The organism is Listeria monocytogenes (assembly GCF_013282665.1).
In the GTDB taxonomy this organism is placed as follows: Bacteria; Bacillota; Bacilli; order Lactobacillales; family Listeriaceae; genus Listeria; species Listeria monocytogenes_C.
The window spans coordinates 2,641,059-2,663,521 of record NZ_CP054041.1 but is presented as its reverse complement, the minus strand read 5'-3'; the positions used below and the strand labels follow the sequence as shown (position 1 = coordinate 2,663,521).

21 protein-coding genes and 1 other annotated feature are annotated in these 22,463 nt (G+C 38.4%); all 21 genes read left to right on the top strand.

Annotated features, from left to right (window positions below):
* Nucleotides 1-45: 45 nt before the first annotated feature.
* The 21 genes from HRK21_RS13415 to HRK21_RS13315 all read left to right on the top strand — a co-directional run bounded on the left by HRK21_RS13415 (nt 46) and on the right by HRK21_RS13315 (nt 22,457).
* Nucleotides 46-1,407, top strand: coding sequence for a ribonuclease E/G (locus tag HRK21_RS13415; protein ID WP_070006708.1), 1,362 nt, complete (start codon nt 46-48; stop codon nt 1,405-1,407).
* Between the two features lie 65 nt (nt 1,408-1,472).
* Nucleotides 1,473-1,551: a sequence feature (ribosomal protein L21 leader region), on the top strand.
* A 12-nt stretch (nt 1,552-1,563) separates the two neighbouring features.
* Nucleotides 1,564-1,872 carry a 50S ribosomal protein L21 gene (gene rplU / locus HRK21_RS13410; RefSeq protein WP_003726868.1) on the top strand — a complete coding sequence of 103 codons (309 nt, stop codon included), beginning with the start codon at nt 1,564-1,566 and terminating at the stop codon, nt 1,870-1,872.
* An 18-nt stretch (nt 1,873-1,890) separates the two neighbouring features.
* Nucleotides 1,891-2,208, top strand: a complete 318-nt coding sequence (locus HRK21_RS13405) for a ribosomal-processing cysteine protease Prp (protein ID WP_070006707.1) — start codon at nt 1,891-1,893, stop codon at nt 2,206-2,208.
* Nucleotides 2,209-2,221: 13 nt separating this feature from the next.
* The gene (gene rpmA / locus HRK21_RS13400; protein ID WP_003726866.1) at nt 2,222-2,512 is read left to right on the top strand and encodes a 50S ribosomal protein L27; all 291 of its coding nucleotides are present in this window, start codon (nt 2,222-2,224) and stop codon (nt 2,510-2,512) included.
* A gap of 365 nt (nt 2,513-2,877) precedes the next feature.
* Nucleotides 2,878-3,696: an MIP/aquaporin family protein gene (locus HRK21_RS13395; protein ID WP_003736688.1), complete on the top strand. Its 819-nt coding sequence runs from the start codon at nt 2,878-2,880 to the stop codon at nt 3,694-3,696.
* Nucleotides 3,697-3,770: 74 nt separating this feature from the next.
* Complete coding sequence (glpK, locus tag HRK21_RS13390; protein WP_003739013.1) at nt 3,771-5,264, top strand: glycerol kinase GlpK; 1,494 nt, start codon at nt 3,771-3,773, stop codon at nt 5,262-5,264.
* A 159-nt stretch (nt 5,265-5,423) separates the two neighbouring features.
* Nucleotides 5,424-6,713, top strand: a complete 1,290-nt coding sequence (gene obgE / locus HRK21_RS13385; RefSeq protein ID WP_003724114.1) for a GTPase ObgE — start codon at nt 5,424-5,426, stop codon at nt 6,711-6,713.
* A 66-nt stretch (nt 6,714-6,779) separates the two neighbouring features.
* Nucleotides 6,780-7,628 (top strand): prephenate dehydratase, encoded by an 849-nt coding sequence (gene pheA / locus HRK21_RS13380; protein WP_003739012.1) that lies wholly within the window; start codon nt 6,780-6,782, stop codon nt 7,626-7,628.
* A 109-nt stretch (nt 7,629-7,737) separates the two neighbouring features.
* Nucleotides 7,738-8,463 carry a YebC/PmpR family DNA-binding transcriptional regulator gene (locus HRK21_RS13375; RefSeq protein WP_069888763.1) on the top strand — a complete coding sequence of 242 codons (726 nt, stop codon included), beginning with the start codon at nt 7,738-7,740 and terminating at the stop codon, nt 8,461-8,463.
* 68 nt (nt 8,464-8,531) lie between these two features.
* Entirely contained in the window at nt 8,532-9,467 is a 936-nt protein-coding gene (locus HRK21_RS13370; RefSeq protein ID WP_070006706.1) for an L-lactate dehydrogenase, read from the top strand.
* A gap of 123 nt (nt 9,468-9,590) precedes the next feature.
* Complete coding sequence (gene ruvA / locus HRK21_RS13365) at nt 9,591-10,196, top strand: Holliday junction branch migration protein RuvA (RefSeq protein WP_003739009.1); 606 nt, start codon at nt 9,591-9,593, stop codon at nt 10,194-10,196.
* A 15-nt stretch (nt 10,197-10,211) separates the two neighbouring features.
* Nucleotides 10,212-11,219, top strand: coding sequence for a Holliday junction branch migration DNA helicase RuvB (ruvB, locus tag HRK21_RS13360; protein ID WP_003739008.1), 1,008 nt, complete (start codon nt 10,212-10,214; stop codon nt 11,217-11,219).
* Nucleotides 11,220-11,222: 3 nt separating this feature from the next.
* Entirely contained in the window at nt 11,223-12,251 is a 1,029-nt protein-coding gene (queA, locus tag HRK21_RS13355) for a tRNA preQ1(34) S-adenosylmethionine ribosyltransferase-isomerase QueA (protein ID WP_003739007.1), read from the top strand.
* 86 nt (nt 12,252-12,337) lie between these two features.
* Nucleotides 12,338-13,477, top strand: a complete 1,140-nt coding sequence (gene tgt, locus HRK21_RS13350; RefSeq protein WP_070006705.1) for a tRNA guanosine(34) transglycosylase Tgt — start codon at nt 12,338-12,340, stop codon at nt 13,475-13,477.
* A 33-nt stretch (nt 13,478-13,510) separates the two neighbouring features.
* Entirely contained in the window at nt 13,511-13,828 is a 318-nt protein-coding gene (gene yajC, locus HRK21_RS13345) for a preprotein translocase subunit YajC (protein ID WP_003739005.1), read from the top strand.
* A gap of 143 nt (nt 13,829-13,971) precedes the next feature.
* The gene (locus HRK21_RS13340; RefSeq protein WP_070006704.1) at nt 13,972-14,262 is read left to right on the top strand and encodes a post-transcriptional regulator; all 291 of its coding nucleotides are present in this window, start codon (nt 13,972-13,974) and stop codon (nt 14,260-14,262) included.
* Between the two features lie 100 nt (nt 14,263-14,362).
* Nucleotides 14,363-16,627, top strand: coding sequence for a protein translocase subunit SecDF (secDF, locus tag HRK21_RS13335; protein ID WP_070006703.1), 2,265 nt, complete (start codon nt 14,363-14,365; stop codon nt 16,625-16,627).
* A gap of 95 nt (nt 16,628-16,722) precedes the next feature.
* Nucleotides 16,723-17,067, top strand: a complete 345-nt coding sequence (locus HRK21_RS13330; protein WP_069888768.1) for a LapA family protein — start codon at nt 16,723-16,725, stop codon at nt 17,065-17,067.
* Between the two features lie 104 nt (nt 17,068-17,171).
* Nucleotides 17,172-19,523: a single-stranded-DNA-specific exonuclease RecJ gene (recJ, locus tag HRK21_RS13325; RefSeq protein ID WP_070006702.1), complete on the top strand. Its 2,352-nt coding sequence runs from the start codon at nt 17,172-17,174 to the stop codon at nt 19,521-19,523.
* Nucleotides 19,513-20,034 carry an adenine phosphoribosyltransferase gene (locus HRK21_RS13320; RefSeq protein ID WP_003727399.1) on the top strand — a complete coding sequence of 174 codons (522 nt, stop codon included), beginning with the start codon at nt 19,513-19,515 and terminating at the stop codon, nt 20,032-20,034. The genes recJ and HRK21_RS13320 overlap by 11 nt, the downstream gene beginning before the upstream one ends.
* A gap of 206 nt (nt 20,035-20,240) precedes the next feature.
* Nucleotides 20,241-22,457 (top strand): RelA/SpoT family protein, encoded by a 2,217-nt coding sequence (locus tag HRK21_RS13315; protein ID WP_003739001.1) that lies wholly within the window; start codon nt 20,241-20,243, stop codon nt 22,455-22,457.
* Nucleotides 22,458-22,463 lie beyond the last annotated feature (6 nt).

Genomic DNA, 22,463 nt, shown 5'->3' with positions numbered 1-22,463 from the left:
GACCCTTTATCTTTTAGATGAAGGGTCTTTATAAAAGGTGATTGGATGAAAAAGCTAGTGGTAAGCGCGGCTCCTATAGAAAAGCGAGCAGCGGTAATGGAAGATGATTTGTTAATAGATATCGAAATTGTCCGACCTTCTGAAAAAGTTCAGGTTGGCGATATTTATTATGGATTTATTCAAAAGATTGACCGAAAAATGGAAGCCGCTTTTGTTGATTTAGGTAATAATAACAAAGGTTTCATCCATTTAAAAGATATTCCGGCAAGCTATGATAAAACACAAGGCTCCAAAATCCCTGTTCAAATTGTTCGGGAAGGTAGTGTAACGAAACTTCCGTTACTAACCGCTGTGCTGGAATATTCTAGTGATTTGCTGATTTATTTGTATGGTAAAGAATACATTTCTGTTTCTAAAAGAATAGCAGATAAAATAACATTAAAAAAAATAATGGAAACGTTGGTAGAAGAAAATGAAGCATTAATTATTCGATCGAATGCAGAATTTGCGACGAAAGAACAATTACAACAAGCTTTACTTGAAGCAAGAGATAAACACCAAACATTATTAAAAGAAGCAAGCAAACGGAAAAAACCGGGACTACTTTTAGCGGCAACTTCTGGAATCTGGACTAATACAAAGCAATTCATTCAAAGATATACACCATCAGAAATAATTACGGATGATTTTGAGTTTGCAAAAATGCTAGAAACTACATGGCCAAATCTGCAAATCACTTTAAAAAAGAACGCAGATTTATTTGCTGATTTGGGAATTAAAGCGCAAATGGATAGACTAGCACGCCCAGTTGTTCATTTGAGTAATGGTTCTTCTTTGTTTATTGAAAAAACAGAGGCAATGTGGGTAGTTGATGTAAACTCCGGTAAGTTCAAGGGTACTACAGTAAAAGAAAAAACAGTAGAATTGGTAAATCTTAAAGCAGTTCCAGAAATCCTTCGACAAATTAGATTACGTAATATGAGTGGGATGATTTTGGTAGACTTCATTGGTGGAATGTCAGAAGCAGGCTACACGGAGCTATACGAGGCGTTAGAGAGCCAAACTCGAGAAGAATACATTACAACACAAGTTGCTGCACTTTCGCAGTCAGGGTTACTACAATTGACAAGACGCAAGAAGCAACAATCATTTTTAGAAATGACAACGATACCTTGTCCAGTTTGTTACGCGACGGGTCATGTGGCATCTAAAGAGACGCTGGCTTTTGAATTAGAACGAGAACTTTCTGGTATTATGCAAAATGAGCCAAATAGTATTCAAATTATCACAACAGAAGATGTTTTAGATGCATTTTTAGATTTGAATACGTTTAACAATGCGCCAATTGATTGGGAAGTGGCGGATGAAAGAGTCCCATTTTATCAAATTGCGCGAGTGGAGAACTAAAATCAACAATTGGTTGACATAGGCAGGTTGCCTATGCTATCATTTTACTGTTATGTTTGTAGCGCACCAAGCTACAACCGCACAGAGCTGGGTCAAGTGTTTACTTCGTGTAAATCCCCTGTGATGGCGAGTCTTAGTATATGAGGAGGTGCAAGTATGTACGCAATTATTGAAACAGGTGGGAAACAAATCAAAGTAGAAGCAGGCCAAGAGATCTATGTTGAGAAATTAGCAGGTGAAGTTGGTGATGTTGTTACTTTTGACAAAGTTCTATTCGTAGGTGGAGATTCCGCTAAAGTTGGCGTTCCATTCGTGGAAGGAGCAACTGTAACAGCTAAAGTTGAAAAACAAGGCCGTGCGAAGAAATTGACAGTTTATAAATATAAACCGAAAAAGAACTACCACAAAAAACAAGGTCATCGTCAACCTTACACAAAATTAACTATTGATGCAATCAATGCTTAATTTGAAAGGACGAAAACAATGATTCAAGTCGATGTTATGCGAGAAGACAACCAAATAATTTCTTTTACAATGAGTGGACACGCCGATTTTGCCGAACATGGCAGTGATTTGGTATGTGCAGGAGCTTCCTCTATTGCTTTTGGAATGGTGAATGCTATTTCGGAAGTACGTGATTTTGAGCCTGTAATAGAAGAGTCGGAGGGTTACCTTTACTATTCTGTGCCTGCTGATTATGTTGGAGATGACGTGGTACAAATCTTGCTTACAGGGATGGAAAATCAACTAAGGTCATTAGCGCACAGCTATCCTGATCATATAAAAATTAACTCCAAATAGGAGGTGGAATTTCATGTTAAAATTTGATATTCAACATTTTGCGCACAAAAAGGGTGGCGGTTCGACTTCTAACGGACGTGACTCTGAATCAAAACGTTTAGGTGCAAAACGTGCGGACGGACAATTTGTTACTGGTGGATCTATCCTTTACCGTCAACGTGGTACTAAAATCTATCCAGGAACTAACGTAGGACGTGGCGGCGATGATACTTTATTCGCTAAAACTGACGGCGTTGTACGTTTCGAACGTATGGGACGCGACAAGAAAAAAGTTAGCGTTTATCCTGAAGTACAAGAAGCTTAAATACAAATTTAAAACCGTCACTTGTGGCGGTTTTTTTGTGTTTTCATCTTTGTGAATTAATTTCTTTTAAAATGGGTTATAACTCTCGTGAATTGGGGTAAATGTAAAGAGGCAGATGAAAAGACATTGTGAAAAATAGGACAAGTCGTTTGATTGACAGCGTTTTCTTGATATGATTAAATAGACTCAAGTTAATTAACATGTCAGGAGAAGAGATGACAATCGAAACGATGCAAGGGTACTAGTGTGCCTACGTTTTGATTGTCATTCTTTTTTTGAAGTTAATTGATAATCGGAATGTAAGGGGACTAGTAAGTGTTAAAATTCCGATGTTACAAATAAGCAAGAAGAAGGAGTTGGAAAAGATGATTGACACAAGTTTAGCAACACAATTTCTAGGTGAAGTCATTGGTACGGCTATCCTAATTATTTTAGGTGCTGGTGTCGTAGCAGGCGTTTCACTGAAAAGATCTAAAGCGGAGAATGGCGGCTGGGTCGTTATTACTTTAGCTTGGGGGCTAGGTGTTACAATGGGTGTATATGTTTCAGGATATATGAGTATGGCCCATCTTAACCCTGCTGTAACTATTGGTATGGCGCTTGCAGGTGCTTTCCCGTGGAATTACGTATTGCCGTATATTCTTGCTCAGTTTATCGGGGCATTTATCGGGGCTACGCTAATTTGGTTACATTACTATCCTCACTGGAAACAAACAGAAGACAAACCAACAAAACTAGGTGTTTTTGCAACGGCGCCAGCTATTCGCCATTTTACATCTAACTTTTTTGGTGAAGCATTAGGTACTTTTATTTTAGTATTTGGATTACTATCACTAGGTGCTAATTCCTTTTCAGATGGATTAAATCCACTTGTTGTTGGTGCGTTAATCGTAGCTATCGGGATGTCTCTTGGTGGAACTACAGGTTATGCCATCAACCCAGCTCGTGACCTTGGTCCAAGAATCGCGCATTTTGTTTGGCCGATTTCTGGTAAAGGTGGATCAGATTGGGGATACTCATGGGTTCCAGTTATTGGACCAATTATGGGTGGTGCACTCGGAGCTTTAGGGTATAATGCTATTATTAACGGGGAACTAGGAATGTGGTTCTGGGTATTCGCAGTTTTATTTGTTTTAATTATTATTCTAACGATGCAACTCGACAAGAAAAAAGATTTAGCATAAGCTAGGAGGATAACTAGCTCTAAGCGGAAGTCTACGGGCTTTCGTTGTACTTAAAACTAGAGGAGGAATTTTACATGAAAAAGAAATATATTTTAGCACTGGATCAAGGGACAACAAGTTCAAGAGCGATGATTATTGACGAAGAAGGAGAAGTAATTGGTGTTGCGCAAGAAGAATTTGATCAAATTTTCCCCAAGCCAGGCTGGGTAGAACATAGTGCCAATGAAATCTGGGCTTCGATTTTAGCAGTCATTGCAGGCGTATTACTAAAAACAAATATTTCTTCTAAAGAAATTGCTGGGATTGGTATTACAAACCAACGTGAAACAACCGTTATTTGGGATAAAGAAAGCGGAAACCCAATTTATAATGCGATTGTTTGGCAATCTCGTCAAACAGAAGATATTTGTAAACAATTACGTAAAGATGGCTATGAAGATACCATTCGCTCTAAAACCGGTCTTTTAATCGATCCATACTTTGCGGGAACAAAAGCTCGCTGGATTTTGGACCATGTAGATGGCGCTCAAGAACGTGCCGAAAAAGGAGAGCTTCTTTTTGGGACGATTGATACGTGGTTAGTTTGGAAATTAACTGGTGGTCGAGCTCATATTACCGACTATTCCAATGCTTCACGTACACTTCTTTATAATATTTATGATTTAGAGTGGGATGATGAGCTTCTAAAAATGCTTAATATCCCGAAAGCGATGTTGCCAGAAGTTCGTCCATCTTCTGAAGTATATGCGAACACGGTGCCATATCACTTCTTTGGTGAAGAAGTGCCGGTTGCGGGTATTGCTGGTGACCAACAAGCCGCTTTATTCGGACAAGGTTGTTTTGAAAAAGGGATGGCGAAAAATACTTACGGAACTGGTTGTTTCTTACTCATGAACACCGGGGAAAAAGCTGTACGTTCTGAAAATGGTCTATTAACAACACTTGCTTGGGGTATTGATGGCAAAGTGGAGTATGCACTTGAAGGTAGTATTTTCGTTGCAGGTTCTGCTATTCAGTGGTTACGTGATGGCTTGCGTATGGTACGTCAATCAAGTGATTCTGAAAACTATGCAAGTCGAATTGAATCAAGTGACGGTGTGTACGTTGTGCCAGCGTTCGTTGGTTTAGGTGCGCCTTACTGGGATTCAGATGTTCGTGGAGCTGTATTTGGATTAACTCGTGGTACAGAAAAAGAACAGTTTATCCGCGCGACTTTGGAATCTCTTGCTTATCAAACAAGAGACGTGCTTTATGCAATGGAGCAAGATTCTGGTATTAGCTTAAAAACATTACGCGTGGATGGCGGAGCTTCTGCAAATAATTTCTTAATGCAATTCCAATCCGATATTCTAGGTGTTCCAGTAGAGCGCCCAGAAAACAAAGAAACAACTGTATTAGGAGCAGCTTTCTTAGCAGGTCTGGCAGTTGGCGTTTGGAAAGACAAAAACGAAATTAAAAAACATTGGAAACTAGACAAACGTTTTGAAGTAGAAATGAAAGACGAACAAAGAGAAGATTTATATGAAGGCTGGCATAAAGCTGTCAAAGCTGCACAAGCCTTTAAATAATTGTTAAAAGATGCGCCAAATGTGTAAAAGCATTTGGTGCTTTTTTGTTAGGTAAATCAAATAAATATTTGGAAATAGAAATAAATATAGTGACAGATGTATAGTTTGTTCGTTATAATGAAAGATAAGACTTTTAAGGAACGGGAGAATATAAAAATTATGTTTGTAGATCAGGTTAAGATATATGTAAAAGCTGGTAATGGTGGGGACGGTATGGTAGCATTCCGTCGCGAAAAATTTGTACCAAACGGTGGTCCTGCTGGCGGTGACGGTGGTAAAGGAGCGGACGTTGTATTTGTTGTGGATGAAGGTCTGCGCACATTGGTAGATTTCCGTTTTAAACGAATCTTTAAAGCCGAGCACGGCGAACACGGCATGAGTAAAAGTATGCATGGGCGCGGCGCAGAAGATTTGGTTGTCAAAGTACCACAAGGAACTATTGTGAAAGATATTGATACGGGTGAGATTATTGCTGATTTAGTAGCACATGGTCAACGCGCGGTTATTGCAAAAGCTGGACGTGGCGGACGTGGTAATAAACGCTTTGCAACACCAGCAAATCCGGCTCCAGAACTTTCTGAAAACGGAGAACCTGGACAAGAACGAAATGTACAATTAGAACTTAAAGTGTTGGCAGATGTTGGTTTAGTTGGTTTCCCAAGTGTTGGTAAATCAACCTTATTATCTGTTGTTTCTGCTGCGAGACCAAAAATTGCTGCGTATCACTTTACAACGATTGTTCCTAACTTAGGAATGGTTGATGCAGGCGATGGTCGAAGCTTTGTTATGGCCGATTTACCGGGTCTAATTGAAGGTGCTAGCCAAGGTGTTGGTTTAGGGCATCAATTCCTACGTCATATCGAAAGAACACGTGTAATCGTTCATGTCATCGATATGTCAGGCTCAGAAGGGCGCGTACCTTATGAAGATTATATGGCTATCAATAATGAATTAGAACAATACAACTTGCGCTTAATGGAACGTCCACAAATAATTGTAGCAAATAAAATGGATATGCCAGATGCAGAAGAAAATTTAAACGAATTTAAAACAAAAATTGCTGAGGATATTCCTGTGTTTCCAATTTCTGCAGTAACAAAAACGGGACTTCGCGAATTACTTCTCGCTATTGCTGATAAATTAGAAACAACACCAGAATTTCCACTTAATGAAATTTTGGAACAAGAAGACGAAGATACAGTTCTTTACAAATATGTTGCTGAGGAACCTGACTTCGAGATTTCTAGAGAGCCAGACGGTACTTTTGTACTAAGTGGTGCAAAAATTGAACGTTTATTTACGATGACAAACTTCGAGCGTGATGCATCTATTAGTCGTTTTGCTCGTCAACTTCGTGCAATGGGTGTCGATGAGGCACTTAGAAAACGTGGTGCTAAAGACGGCGATATCGTTCGCTTGCTTGATTATGAATTTGAATTTATGGATTAAACAAAGTGCTGCGCCAATTAGTTGGCGCACGCTTTTTTCCTAGCTACGATAAAAGGAGAGTTGAAAATGAAAATTGCTTATTTAGGCCCAGCAGCATCTTTTACACATGCGGCAGCAGCGAAGGCTTTTCCAAAAGAAGAGATGATAGCAAAGAGCACGATTCCAGATTGTATTATGGCGATTGAAAAAGAAGATGTGGACGTGGCTGTTGTTCCAATTGAAAATACGATTGAAGGAAGCGTTAATATCACGCTGGACTACTTATTTCATTTTTCAAGTGTCCCTGTAGTAGCGGAGATTGTTCTCCCAATCGCGCAACATTTAATGGTTCATCCAGCACACGTGTCCGCTTGGAAATCAGTACAAAAAGTAATGTCCCATCCACAAGCACTTGCACAGTGTCATACATTTCTTCAAGCAGAATTATATGGAGTAGAGCGTGAAGTTACACCTTCAACCGCCTATGCTGCAAAATGGGTTAGTAATAATCCGACAGAACTTGTCGCAGCTATTGCACCACGCATGGCGGCGAATGAGTACGGGCTTGAAATCGTCCAAGAAAATGCGCAAGACTTGGAATTAAATCAAACAAGATTTTTTGTTTTAAGCCGTAAACCTGTTTCGATTTTATTACCAAAAGAAGAAGAAAAAACGTCTATTTCTGTTATTTTGCCTAACAATATGCCAGGTGCGTTACATAAAGTCTTATCTACGTTTGCTTGGCGGGATATTGATTTAAGTAAAATCGAATCAAGACCGCTTAAAACCTCATTAGGCGAGTACTTTTTCTTGATTGATGTGCTTTCAGAAGGAAAAGAAACACTCGTAACTAATGCGCTTGATGAAATAACACTTTTAGGTGGAACGGCAAATAAACTCGGAACCTATCACGTTCACCGCTTACAAACGACTTAAATAAAGAGTTATCGCAATTTTTGCGGTAACTTTTTTATTGCGATTCCTCCCTTTTTACGTTAGAATTTGTAGGAGAAAAGCTTTACTAAATCTAAAAGGAGTGAAATATATGTCAGGACATTCAAAATGGAATAATATTCAAGGTCGAAAAAATGCACAAGATTCCAAGCGTTCCAAAGTATTCCAAAAATTAGCGAGAGAAATTTTTGTTGCAGCGAAAAAAGGTCCTGATCCGAGTTTAAACCCGTCGCTCCGATTAGTTATGGATAAAGCAAAAGCGGTCAACATGCCGAACGATAATATTAAGCGAGCTATTGATAAAGCTGCAGGTAATACGAGTGGCGAAAATTATGATGAAGTAACCTATGAAGGATATGCGCCGGGAGGAATTGCGGTACTTGTCCATGCGCTTACAGATAATAAAAATCGTACGAGCACCAACGTTCGTGTAGCTTTTAATAAAAACGGTGGAAGTCTTGGTGAAACCGGTAGTGTAAGCTATATGTTCGATCGTAAAGGTTATCTTGTTATTTTACGCGAAGGTTTAGATGTGGACGAAGAAGAATTCATGCTGGAGGCTATTGAAGCAGGGGCGGATGATGTGGAAGTAAGCGAGGATGTATTTGAAATTTTTACAGATCCGGCTCTTTTTCCAGAAGTGAAAGAGACCTTGCAAGAAGCTGGTTATACTTTTGCTACTGCTGAATTGTCCATGTTTCCAACGGTTTATAATGAAGTTGCAGAAAATCACCAAACACAATTTGATAAAATGTTAGAAGCGCTTGAAGATGATGATGACGTGCAAGAAGTTTATACGAACGCAGAGATAAATTAAGTCAACACACCCCTTTTTCGGACAATTTGAATAGGGGTGTTTTATATGAATCACTAGGAGGAAAAAATATGAAACCACGTAAAGTAATGATAATTGGAGCAGGGAATGTAGGGACAGCTGCAGCACACGCCTTTGTTAATCAAAAATTTGTCGAAGAGTTAATTCTCGTAGATTTAAATAAAGAACGCGTAGAAGGAAATCGGAAAGACTTGGCAGATGCCGCAGCGTTTATGCCCGGGAAAATGGATATCACAGTTCGTGAGGCAAGTGATTGTGCGGATGTAGATATTGCTGTAATTACTGTAACAGCAGGACCTTTAAAAGAAGGACAAACTCGTCTAGACGAACTTAGAAGTACTTCAAGCATTGTTTCAAGTATTGTTCCTGAAATGATGAAAGGTGGATTTAAAGGCATATTCTTAATTGCAACGAATCCATGTGATATCATCACCTATCAGGTATGGAAATTGTCTGGCTTACCAAGAGAACGAGTACTTGGAACAGGTGTCTGGCTAGATACAACAAGATTACGTCGTTTACTTGCAGAGAAACTAGATATTGCCGCGCAAAGCATCGATGCTTTTATCCTTGGAGAACACGGTGATTCCCAGTTTCCAGTCTGGTCACATTCATCTATTTACGGTAAACCTGTAAATGAATATAGCATGGAAAAATTAGGCGAGGCACTGGATTTGAAAAAGATTGGTGAAACTGCTCGTGACACTGGTTTTGAAATTTATCACCAAAAAGGATGCACAGAATATGGCATCGGCGGTACGATTGTTGAGATTTGTCGCCATATTTTTAGTGGTAGCCAGCGCGCATTGACGGTATCTTGTGTGCTTGATGGTGAGTATGGAGAAAGCGGCTTAGCCATCGGAGTTCCAGCTGTTTTAAGCCAAAATGGTGTAAAAGAAATCATCTCGTTAAAATTAGATGAACAAGAACAACAAGCTTTTGCAAATTCGGTAGCAGTCATTAAAAAAAGCATCGAATCTATTTAAGGTGGCAATAATATTATTATGTAAACTAAAGGCGCTTTTCTTTTATGAACAAAAACTAGTACAGACGTTCCATTTTATGCTATCATATAATGTATGACGTGAAATGAAGAGAGGACGAATAAATTGTACGATTACATAAAAGGAACCGTTACGACGATTACACCCGAATATATTGTTGTCGAGGCAGGACAAATTGGCTATCAAATAATTACAGGAAACCCGTTTTCCTTTCAACGATTAGAAGGTACAGAAGCGCAAGTCTTTTTGTATCAACATGTGCGGGAGGATAATATTTCTCTATTCGGATTTCAAACAACAGAAGAACGTTATTTATTCAAAAAATTATTGAGTGTTTCGGGCATTGGACCAAAAAGCGCCTTAGCTATTATTGCTTCAGGCGATGTCGTTCCACTGATTTCTGCTATTGAATCCGAAGACGATGTTTATTTAACTAAATTTCCTAGTGTTGGTAAAAAAACAGCACGCCAAATCATTCTCGATTTAAAAGGCAAGCTAGCCGATGTTGTAGCAAGTGAAATTGTTTATGTTGCACCAGAAAACGATATGGTTGCTGGACTTTCTCCGCAATTAGAAGAGGCTGTATTAGCTTTAGAAGCGCTTGGCTATAGCACGCGAGAACTAAAAAAAGTAATACCAAAATTGGCGAAAGAAACGGACCTAACAAGCGACGCATATATCAAGCTAGCACTACAATTAATGACAAAATAGAGAGGAGCTTGTGGCATGGATGAACGAATTATTTCAAGTGAAACGGTAGACGCAGAAGAAGTATCTTTTGAAACTAGTTTGCGGCCACAGACCCTTTCACAATATATAGGACAAGACAAAGTAAAGAATAATTTAACAGTCTTTATAGAAGCAGCCACGCTCCGAAATGAAGCGCTTGATCATGTGCTTTTATATGGCCCTCCAGGACTTGGTAAAACAACCCTTGCGATGGTCATTGCATCTGAAATGGGTAGCCAAATTAAAACAACCAGTGGACCAGCTATTGAACGTCCAGGTGACTTAGCGACCATTTTGACAAGCCTTGAACCAGGGGATGTTTTATTTATTGATGAAATCCATCGTTTATCGAGAGCGATTGAAGAGATTTTATATCCGGCAATGGAAGATTATTGCTTGGATATTGTAATTGGAACAGGTCCAACTGCGCGCTCGGTCCGCTTAGATTTACCACCATTTACGTTGATTGGAGCAACAACACGAGCTGGACTCTTATCCGCACCACTTAGAGATCGTTTTGGCGTAATTGATCATTTAGAATTTTATACAGAAGAACAGTTGACCGAAATTGTACTCAGAACTTCGAATATTTTAGATACAAAAATTGATGATCTTGGTGCGCGTGAAATAGCGAGACGTTCAAGAGGAACCCCGCGGATTGCCAATCGTTTATTAAAACGAGTACGTGATTTCGCGCAAGTTCGAGGAAATGGAACGGTAACTGAAAAGCTAGCGAAAGAAGCACTTACTTTACTCCAAGTAGATCCAAGAGGGTTAGATACGATTGACCAGAAGCTCTTGCATACGATTATCCAATCGTTTAGAGGCGGTCCTGTTGGTCTGGATACAATCGCTGCAAGTATTGGAGAAGAACGAGAAACCATCGAAGATATGCAAGAACCATATTTACTACAAATCGGTTTTCTACAAAGAACGCCGCGAGGAAGAATTGCAACTGAAACGGCGTATAACCATTTAGGAATAAGTTATGAAAAAGAGGTATAAAGCATGAAAGTAGAAGATTTCGATTTTGATTTACCAGAAGAATTAATCGCACAAACCCCACTATTAGACCGGACTTCAAGCCGACTAATGGTGCTTGATAAAGAGTCAGGTGACATAAAAGATCAACATTTTACAGATATTATCAGCTATTTAAACGAAGGGGACGCGCTAGTATTAAATGACACACGCGTTCTCCCAGCAAGGCTGCATGGTATTAAAGATGAAACTGGCGCGCATATTGAAGTGCTCCTTTTGAAACAAAAAGAAGGCAATGCATGGGAAACTTTAGTAAAACCTGCCAAAAGAATTCGAAAAGGTGCAACCATTACTTTTGGTGACGGCGCTTTAAAAGCAACTTGCTTGGAAGAGCTCGAGCATGGTGGTCGGATTTTAGAATTTTCTTATGAAGGCATTTTTTATGAAGTTTTAGAACAACTTGGCGAGATGCCACTTCCACCATACATTAAAGAACAACTTGCTGATCAGGATCGTTATCAAACCGTCTATGCGAAAGAGAATGGTTCAGCAGCAGCGCCAACAGCGGGTCTTCATTTTACAGAAGATTTACTGGCGAAAATTAGCGCAAAAGGTGTAGAAATCATTTTCGTGACACTTCATGTAGGACTTGGTACATTCCGCCCAGTGGACGTAGAAGATACTGCTAATCATAAAATGCATTCTGAATTTTATCGTTTAACAGAAGAATCTGCAGAGCGAATTAATAAAATCAAAGCACATGGCGGAAAAGTTGTTGCAGTTGGAACGACTTCTATCCGAACATTAGAAACCATTGCGAGTCGTCATGACGGTAAACTAGTGGCTGAATCAGGTTGGACAGAGATTTTCATTTCCCCAGGGTATACTTTTCAGGCAGTAGATGCACTAATAACGAATTTCCATTTACCGAAATCGACATTAATTATGCTTGTGTCTGCTTTATCAGACCGCACGAAAATTTTAGCAGCGTATAATCATGCTGTAGAACAACAATATCGCTTCTTTAGTTTTGGCGATGCCATGTTTATCCATTAAATTGCGAAAAAATTAACAGAAAAGCTTGTTTTCATTGGTAATTTTCGTTATGCTAGTGAATAGAGTAAATAAGAAAGAGGTAACACATGTCTGCCATTCGTTATGAACTAATTAAAACAGATAAACAAACAGGTGCCCGTCTTGGTAAAATCCATACACCACACGGCACTTTTGATACTCCAATGTTTATGCCAGTTGGAACACTTGCAACGGTAAAAACAATGTCACCCGAAGAATTAAAAGCAATGGGTGCAGGTATTATTTTAAGTAATACGTATCATTTATGGTTACGTCCGGGAGAAGAATTAATTCGAGAAGCGGGCGGATTACATAAATTTATGAACTGGGATCAACCGATCTTAACGGATTCAGGTGGTTTTCAGGTGTTTAGTTTGAGTAAAATGCGTGATATCAAAGAAGAAGGCGTTCATTTCCGTAATCATTTAAACGGAGACAAACTTTTCTTATCACCAGAAAAAGCGATTCAAATTCAAAATGCGCTTGGATCAGACATCATGATGAGTTTCGACGAATGTCCACCATATCCAGCATCGCATGAATATATGAAAAAATCAGTAGAAAGAACATCACGCTGGGCTGAACGTGGTTTAAAAGCGCACGAAAGACCAGAAGATCAAGGTTTGTTTGGTATCGTCCAAGGTGGCGCTTACGAAGATTTACGTGCGCAAAGTGCGAAAGACCTCGTTTCACTTGATTTTCCTGGTTACTCCATCGGCGGTTTATCTGTTGGCGAACCGAAAGACGTTATGAACCGCGTTTTGGAACATACGACACCGCTATTACCAACGAACAAACCACGTTATTTAATGGGAGTAGGTTCGCCTGACTCATTGATTGATGGCGTGATTCGAGGAGTGGACATGTTTGACTGTGTTCTTCCCACACGTATTGCACGAAATGGTACTTGTATGACATCAAATGGTCGCTTAGTTATTAAAAACGCTAAGTTCACCCATGATTTTCGTCCAATTGATGAAAATTGTGACTGTTATACTTGTAAAAATTACTCACGTGCATACATTCGACACTTGATTCGTTGTGAGGAAACATTTGGAATTCGACTTACAACTTATCATAATCTTCATTTTCTGTTAAACTTAATGAAGCAAGTTCGTGGCGCTATTATGGAAGATCGTCTTGCTGATTTTAGGGAAGAATTTTTTGAGCAATATGGATTCAATCGTCCTGATGCAAAAAATTTCTAAATATATATAAAGTATCGAAAGGAGTTGGAAAATATGGGCGGTATTGTAACATTTATACCAATTATCTTGATGATCGTTTTGTTTTACTTCTTATTAATCAGACCTCAACAAAAACGTCAAAAAGAAGTACAAAATATGCAAAATAGTTTAGCAAAAGGTGATAAAATTATTACCATTGGTGGACTTCACGGTATTGTAGAAGCAATTGAAGATGGCACAGTCATTTTGAAATGTGGAAACAGCAAATTAACTTTTGACCGTAATGCAATCAGAACTGTACTTGAAAAAGGTAACGGAGTTGTAACAGAAACAGCTTCTGATGATACGGAAGTTGTAGAAGACAACAAATAATAGTTGAAATAAAAATGCCATTTCCCTTTAAACGGTGAAATGGCATTTTTTAACCATAAAAAATAGAGCTTATACTTCCCATTTAAGCTTTTTTTAGATAAAATGGGAATATGCTTATTGTTTAAGAAAGGGGACGACTTGATATGGATAGATTTTCGGAATGGTATGAAGATTTAGCACCTGCCATAGCTATCAAAGTGGAAGATTTTCATATCTTAGGTTACCGAGAAATCAAGGCAAGCCACATTTGGGCATTTTTAACAGAAGAAAAGTGGAAGAATGAACCAACCCCTGCTTTGCATGAACGTATTAATGATGTCATGCAAATGAATATTGGACAATTAATGCAATTTATTATGACAACAGCTGAACAAGAATCTAATAACCATGTTTCTCAAGCAGATAGTATGCTTCAACCAAATGTGGAAGATTAACAGCCTGTTAGCAAATGCTTGAGTTCCATACATAAAATAGAAGTATTTGTTGTTAGACTGGGATTTGTTATGGTTTAGATGAGGGAGGAACGAAACAGAAATGGTAAAAAAGAGTAAGATAGTTATTTTCTTTCTAGTAGTTGCAATTATCTTTGGTGCTGTATTTGGTACCGCAAAAATGGTTATGCAAAACATCAACTTAGGCTTGGATCTTCAAGGGGGATTCGAAGTTCTATATGAAGTGTCACCAGCTGATGGGAAAGGGACTGTATCTAAACAAACGTTGACAGATACGGTAACTTCACTTGATAAGCGTATCAATTCATTAGGTGTAGCTGAACCAAGTATTCAAATCGAAGGGGATAACCGTATTCGTGTTCAACTTGCTGGTGTAACTGACCAGGAAGAAGCACGTAAAATGTTATCCACTACAGCCCAATTATCATTTAGAGATGCAAATGACAAGATGATGATGAATGGTAGTGACTTAGTTGCAGGTGGTGCCAAACAAGCTTTCGATTCAAGCAATAATCCAATCGTTACTCTAAAACTCAAAAGTGCTGACAAATTTGCTAGTGTAACAAAAACAATTTTGGCTGAGGCACCTGACAATCAATTAGTTATTTGGTTAGATTGGAAAGAAGGCCAAAAATACAAAACAGAACGCGAGAAGAAAGACCCAGCTTACTTATCAGCACCAAACGTTAGTAGCGTGCTCGATACAGATAAAGTAGAAATTTCCGGAAGTTTCACAACGGAAGAAGCAAAAGATTTAGCTGATTTGCTGAACTCTGGTGCTCTCCCTGTAAAAATGAAAGAAGTTTACTCGACATCTGTTGGTGCTCAATTTGGGCAAGATGCCTTACAAGAAACAATTTTAGCTGGTATTATTGGGGTTATTGCTATCTTTATTTTCATGATGGCTGTTTACCGTTTACCAGGTATTATTGCTTGTATCACTTTAGTAGCATACACTTATTTAGTACTATTAATACTGAGTCTGCTTAACGCAACACTTACTTTACCAGGGATTGCAGGGTTAATTCTGGGGGTAGGTATGGCTGTTGACGCGAACGTAATAACCTACGAGCGGATAAAAGAAGAAATCAAAGTCGGTAGGTCGACGAAAGCGGCTTTTGAAGTCGGCGGTAAAGAAGCATTCCGTGCGATTTTAGATGGTAACTTGACGACACTTATCGTAGCTGCGGTTCTCTTCTACTTTGGAACAAGTTCCATCAAAGGTTTTGCTACAGTTCTAATCATTAGTATTTTAGTCAGCTTCTTGACTGCCGTTTGGGGATCAAGATTCTTATTAGGATTATTAGTGAAAAGTAATTGGCTTAATAATAAACCAGGATTCTTTGCAGTTAAACGAAAAGATATCCATAATTTACATGAGGGCATTAATAGCTTTAGCTTAAAAACACACTTTGACCGTTTTGACTTTGTAAAACATCATCGTCTGTTCTTATCCATTTTTGCTGCAATTGTTATTGTTGGTATCGTTATTTTATCCATATTTAAACTGAATTTAGGTATTGACTTTGCCAGTGGAACACGAGCGGAAGTAACAGCTAATCAAACACTGACAGAAACGCAAATTAAGAAAGATTTAGATGCAATTGATATGCCATCAGATGATATTGTTTTCCAAGGATCAGGGTCTAAAACAGCCGTTGTTTCTTATAAAGGGACATTATCACAAAATGACGTAGCTAAATTTAAAAACTACTTTGAGGACAAATATAAGCACGAACCAAGCATTAGTACCGTTTCACCAACTGTTGGTAAAGAACTTGCCAAAAATGGCTTCTGGGCACTCGGTGTGGCGTCTGTGCTGATTGTACTTTATATTGCGGTCCGGTTTGAATTTTATATGGGTATTGCGGCGATTCTTTCCTTACTATTCGACGCATTTATTATCTTCATTTTCTTCAGTGTAACAAGGCTGGAGGTTGACTTAACCTTCATTGCCGCAGTGCTGACGGTTATCGGTTATTCCATTAATGATACGATAGTTACCGCCGACCGGATACGGGATATTAGTATGAAGATGCAACGTTTCAAAACGAAAGAAGAAATTGCGGATGCGGTTAATAAAGCATTACGACAAACATTCACTCGTTCTATTAACACTATTTTAACGGTTATTTTCACCGTACTTGCACTAGTATTATTTGGTAGTGAGTCTATTCTGAACTTCTCCATCGCCTTACTTGTTGGACTTGTTTCGAGTGTGTTCTCCTCCATCTTTATGGCGATGCAATTATGGTACGTATTTAAAGCAAGGCAACTACGTAAAAAAGGACCAATTAACACCGTTAAAAAGAAAAAACCACGTAATAACGGACAACCAGTCGTATAAAAATAAACGGCCGAATTTCATAAAAAGAGATTCGGCCGTTTTTAATAGGTTGGAAACGGGTAAATAATAAGATAATTGTGCAAGGAGGAGAAAAGATGAAAGAAAACAAAGTACAATGGCAAGTGATTGCGGGGATTATTTTAGCACTTATTATTGCGATTTTTGCAGTTATTAATGTAGACCCAGTAGAAGTAAACTTTTTATTTGCGCAAGCGGAGTGGCCATTAATTTTGATTATTTTAGGCTCTGTTCTTTGCGGTTGCTTAATTATCTTTTTCTTAAATATCGCGAAATCACGTGGAATGAAGAAAAAAGTAAAACAATTAACATCCGAAAAAACAGAATTAGAACGTCAACTAGCAGCTGCTAAAGCAATGAAAACACATTCATCTAAAGTAGAAAAACGTGATACAGAAAAGATTATAGATCCAACAAAATAAAAAGCTGGCGCTGACTTAATAGGTCGGCGTTTTTTGTTTGGAAGATTCCTCTTGGTTTTTCTAGTGATTTTCGATATAATAGGAAGGTTGAGAGGTGGGGTAATGTGATTCATTCAAAATACTTATGGAATATCGAGGAAGCCGAGGAAGATAAAGCCGGCCAATTAGCAGAGCAGCTAAAAATTTCGCTTCCACTTGCAAAACTACTTTGGAAAAGAAAAATTACAACGCAAGGACAATTCGATAAATTTTTCCACCCAGAAAAATATGAAAGCTATGACCCATTTTTATTCGCTGAGATGGATCTTGCGGTTGCTAGAATTAAACAAGCGATAGAACAAAATGAGCAGATTTTAGTTTACGGAGATTATGACGCAGATGGAGTTACTAGTATTGCCGTCTTAATGAAAACACTGCGACATTTAGGGGCTAATGCTGAATTTTATATTCCTAATCGCTTTACGGAAGGTTATGGTCCAAATATTGCTGCGTTCGATATGGCTAAAAACCAAGGAACGGATTTAATTATTACTGTTGATAATGGTATTGCAGCGCTTGAAGTAATGACGCATGCCAAAGAGATTGGTTTAGATGTTATTGTGACGGATCACCATGAACCACGGGAAGTTATGCCGGAAGCTGTGGCAGTAATTCACCCGAAGCATCCTATGTCAGCTTATCCATTTGATGAACTAGCGGGTGTGGGTGTTGCTTATAAGTTATCGCATGCTTTGCTTGGAGAAGAACCGAAAGAATTGCTTGATTTAGTTGCAGTAGGAACTGTGGCGGATTTAGTTTCTTTAACAGATGAAAATCGCCTACTTGTTCAACTGGGATTGCGTCAATTGCGTGAGTCCGCGAACCTTGGACTTTCAGTGTTAGCTAAAAAAGCTAGTTTGAAGTTAGAAGAGGCTACGGAAGAAACTATTGGCTTTGGTTTAGCTCCACGACTGAATGCAGTTGGCCGTTTAGGTCCAGCGGATCCAGCGGCGGATTTACTTTTAACAGAGGATCCAGAAGAAGCACTTTTCTTAGCAGAAGAAATTGATGATGCGAATAAAGAACGGAAACAAATAGTGGTTGATACAACGAAGCTCGCAATGGACACAATTGAGGCAAAAGAAACATTAGGAAATGTGCTCGTTGTTTACGGAGAGGGTTGGAATACAGGGATTTTAGGGATAGTTGCTTCTAAATTAGTTGGAACATATTCTCGTCCAGCGATTGTACTAGGAATTGATCCAGTTACTGGAATTGCCAAAGGATCTGGTCGAAGCATTGATGCATTTCATTTGTATCAAGCGCTTGATAAACATCGTGATTTAATGACTGCATTTGGTGGGCATCCAATGGCTGCGGGTCTTACATTGCCAGCTGAAAATCTAACAGAATTAGAAGCTAAATTACAAGAAGAAGCGAGTTTTCTTTCTGAAGAAGATTTCCGCCCAGCCTTGAAAATAGAAGAGAAAATAAATCTTGCAGATGTTTCCGTAGCATTTATTGCTCAACTTGAAAAATTAGCTCCTTTTGGAATGGATAACCCTAAACCGATTTTCTTGTTAGAAAATATGCATTTAAAAGGAACGAAAAGAATTGGGGCAGATAAAACCCATCTAAAAACAATGCTTGCTACAGAGGAAAATGATGCCACTTTAGATTCTATCGGATTTGGTGTAGGAGATTTGGTAGAAAAAATCTCCCCTAATGCAGCTGTTGATGTGGTCGGAGAATTATCCATCAATGAATGGAATAATGTGAAAAAACCACAACTACGTATGATGGACATTCACATCTCGCATTGGCAACTTTTCGATGTACGTAATAAATCTGAGTGGGCTAGGATTCTCCAAGAACAAAAAGAATCAAGAGTTTTTGTTTGTTTTGAAGAAAGAACGATTGGTACGCTTGGAGAACAGAACTATATTTTAGTGGATGAAAAAGCTGATTTTACGGCGGATTTCCAAACAGAAGAACTTGTTTTTGCGGATATGCCAACGAAGACCGAATTAGTGGAAACGATTGTTCGCGAAACGAAACCAGAACGTATTTTTGTCCATTTTGATGCAGCGGAAGGGAATCAAATTCCGGCGATACCAGACCGGTTAGCTTTTGCTGAGTTATATAGTCTCATTAAAAAATTCCAACCATTTCCAATTGAAAAGTACACACCACGGCTAATGCAAAAGTTTGGCTGGAATAAAGAGCAAATAGATTTCATGTCAAAGGTGTTTTTTGATTTAGAATTTGCTAAAATGGAAAGTGGTCAGATTATTATTAATGAAGTCATTGAAAAACGTAATCTGGACGAATCAATTATTTATCAACAAAAGGTAGAAGAAATAACTACAAGAAAAAAACTGTTGTACTCTAACTATACGGAACTTCATAGTTGGATGGAATCAATGATGGAAACATCAATTTACCCGAATGCGGAGGAACTAGAAAATGGAAATTAAAGATTTACAAGATTATGTAGCGATTGTGAACGATTGGCCCAAAAAAGGGATTGTATTTAAAGACATCACTCCCCTTATGAATGATGGAGAAGCTTATCGTTTTGCTACAGATAAAATTGTGGAATACGCAAAAGAATTAAAAATCGATATTATTGTTGGACCAGAAGCACGTGGCTTTATTATCGGTTGCCCAGTTGCTTATGCGTTAGGAATTGGTTTTGCGCCTGTTCGTAAACCAGGAAAACTTCCTCGTGAAACAATCGAAATGGAATACGATTTAGAATACGGTACGAATAAATTATCGATGCATAGTGATGCAATTAAACCTGGTCAACGCGTTTTAATTACGGATGATTTACTTGCAACTGGTGGAACAATCGAAGCAACAATCAAACTCGTAGAAGAATTAGGCGGTATTGTAGCTGGTTGTGCTTTCTTAATCGAACTAAAAGAACTAGAAGGACATAAAAAATTAAATGGTTACGACCGTTTGATTCTTATGCAATTATAAAAAATCAAACTACTCCTATTATTTTAGGGGTAGTTTTTTGTTTAAAAAGCGGAAAACTGCTAGAAAATGTGAAAAATCAAGGAAAAGTGCTTTCTAAACAAAGACGGCTCATGCTATAATATTAAACAAGAATATTTTTTAGAACACTCAGTTTTTGGGTGTTTTTAAGTTGTATATATGACAGGGAGATAAGAGGGTGAATGTAAATGGCGAAAGAACAAAATCTGACAGCTGAGCAGGTCATCGATATGGCTTCTCATTATATGAATCAGGAACATCTAGCGCTTGTAAAAAAAGCGTATGAATTTGCGCGCGATTCTCATAAAGAGCAATTTCGTAAATCAGGTGAGCCGTATATTATTCATCCAATTCAAGTTGCCGGCATTTTAGTCGAATTAAAAATGGATCCATCGACTGTTGCATCTGGATTTTTACATGATGTTGTGGAAGATACGCCAGTCACACTAGCAGATTTAGAAGAAGTCTTCGGCAGTGAAGTTGCTATGCTAGTAGACGGAGTAACGAAACTTGGTAAAATTAAATATAAATCACACGAAGAGCAACAAGCTGAAAATCATCGAAAAATGTTTATTGCGATGGCGCAGGATATTCGCGTCATTTTGATCAAATTAGCGGACCGTTTGCATAATATGCGGACATTAAAGCATTTGCCTGTGGAAAAACAACGTAGAATTGCCAATGAAACGTTAGAAATTTTTGCCCCCCTTGCACATCGTTTGGGTATTTCGCGAGTGAAATGGGAGCTCGAAGACACAGCGCTACGCTATTTAAATCCACAACAATACTACCGCATCGTCCACTTAATGAAACAAAAGCGGGATGCAAGAGAGCGATACTTACATGATGTGATTGATGGTGTAAATGAAAATCTAGATGAACTCAATATTCAAGCGGATATTTCGGGAAGACCAAAACATATTTATTCCATTTACCGGAAAATGAGTGAACAAAATAAACAATTTAACGAAATTTATGATTTGCTCGCTGTTCGAATTGTCGTTAGTAGTATCAAGGATTGCTATGCTGTTCTTGGTATTATTCATACGCGTTGGAAACCGATGCCAGGTCGCTTTAAAGATTATATTGCGATGCCGAAGTCGAATATGTATCAATCGATTCACACGACGGTTATAGGGCCTCAAGGCGAACCTCTTGAAGTTCAAATCAGAACGCACGAAATGCACCAAATCGCTGAGTACGGGGTTGCGGCGCATTGGGCCTATAAAGAAGGCAAAGTCGTCAATTCTAAGACTTCATTCGATAACAAATTAACATGGTTCCGAGAAATTTTAGAATATCAAAATGAATCGGATAATGCAGAAGAGTTTATGGAAAGTTTGAAACTCGACTTATTTTCGGATGTTGTTTATGTATTTACACCAAAAGGAGACGTGTACGAGTTGCCAAATGGCTCTGTACCACTTGACTTTGCCTACCGTGTCCATACCGAAATCGGAAACAAAACTATCGGGGCTAAAATTAATGGAAAAATTGTGACACTCGATTATAAATTAAAAACGGGCGATATTATTGATATTTTAACGTCCAAACATTCTTATGGTCCAAGCCGCGACTGGCTAAAATTAGTCCAAACTTCTCAAGCACGAAATAAAATTAAACAATTTTTCAAACGACAAGCAAAAGAAGAGAATGTCGAAAAAGGCCGCGACTTAGTTGAAAAAGAAATTAGACAACTTGGATTCGAGCCGAAAAAAATTATGACGCCAGAAAATCTCCGTAAATTAGCCGATAAACTAAACTTTTCGCATGAAGATGATTTGTTTGCAGCAGTTGGTTATAATGGCATTACAGCTTTACAAGTAGCGAACCGCTTAACGGAAAAACTACGAAAAGAACGTGAACTTGAAGCAGAAACGGAGAAACTGTTAACTCAATCAGAAAATAAACCCTCTAATTCCGATGCTAACAACGAGAAATTGAAGATTAAGCATAATGGAGGAGTAGTTGTTCAAGGGGTTGGTAATCTATTAATTCGACTATCCAGATGTTGTAATCCGGTGCCAGGTGATGATATAGTCGGTTATATTACAAAAGGTCGCGGGATTTCTATTCATCGTCAAGATTGCCCAAATGTTCAAGCTATCGAACCAGAGCGATTAATTGAAGTGGACTGGGAAGATGCTGATTCTCAGGCGAAAAATGATTATAATGTAGATATCGAAATATATGGCTATAACCGCAACGGTCTTTTAAATGATATTTTGCAAGTGATTAATAGCTTAACTTCGAATATTAACGGCGTCAATGCTAAAGTTGATAATAATAAAATGGCCACATTAGTCGTTACACTACAAATTCATAATATTAATCATTTACAACGAGTAGTGGATAAAATAAAACAAATTCCAGATGTTTATACAGTGAGAAGATTAATGAACTAAAGGAGT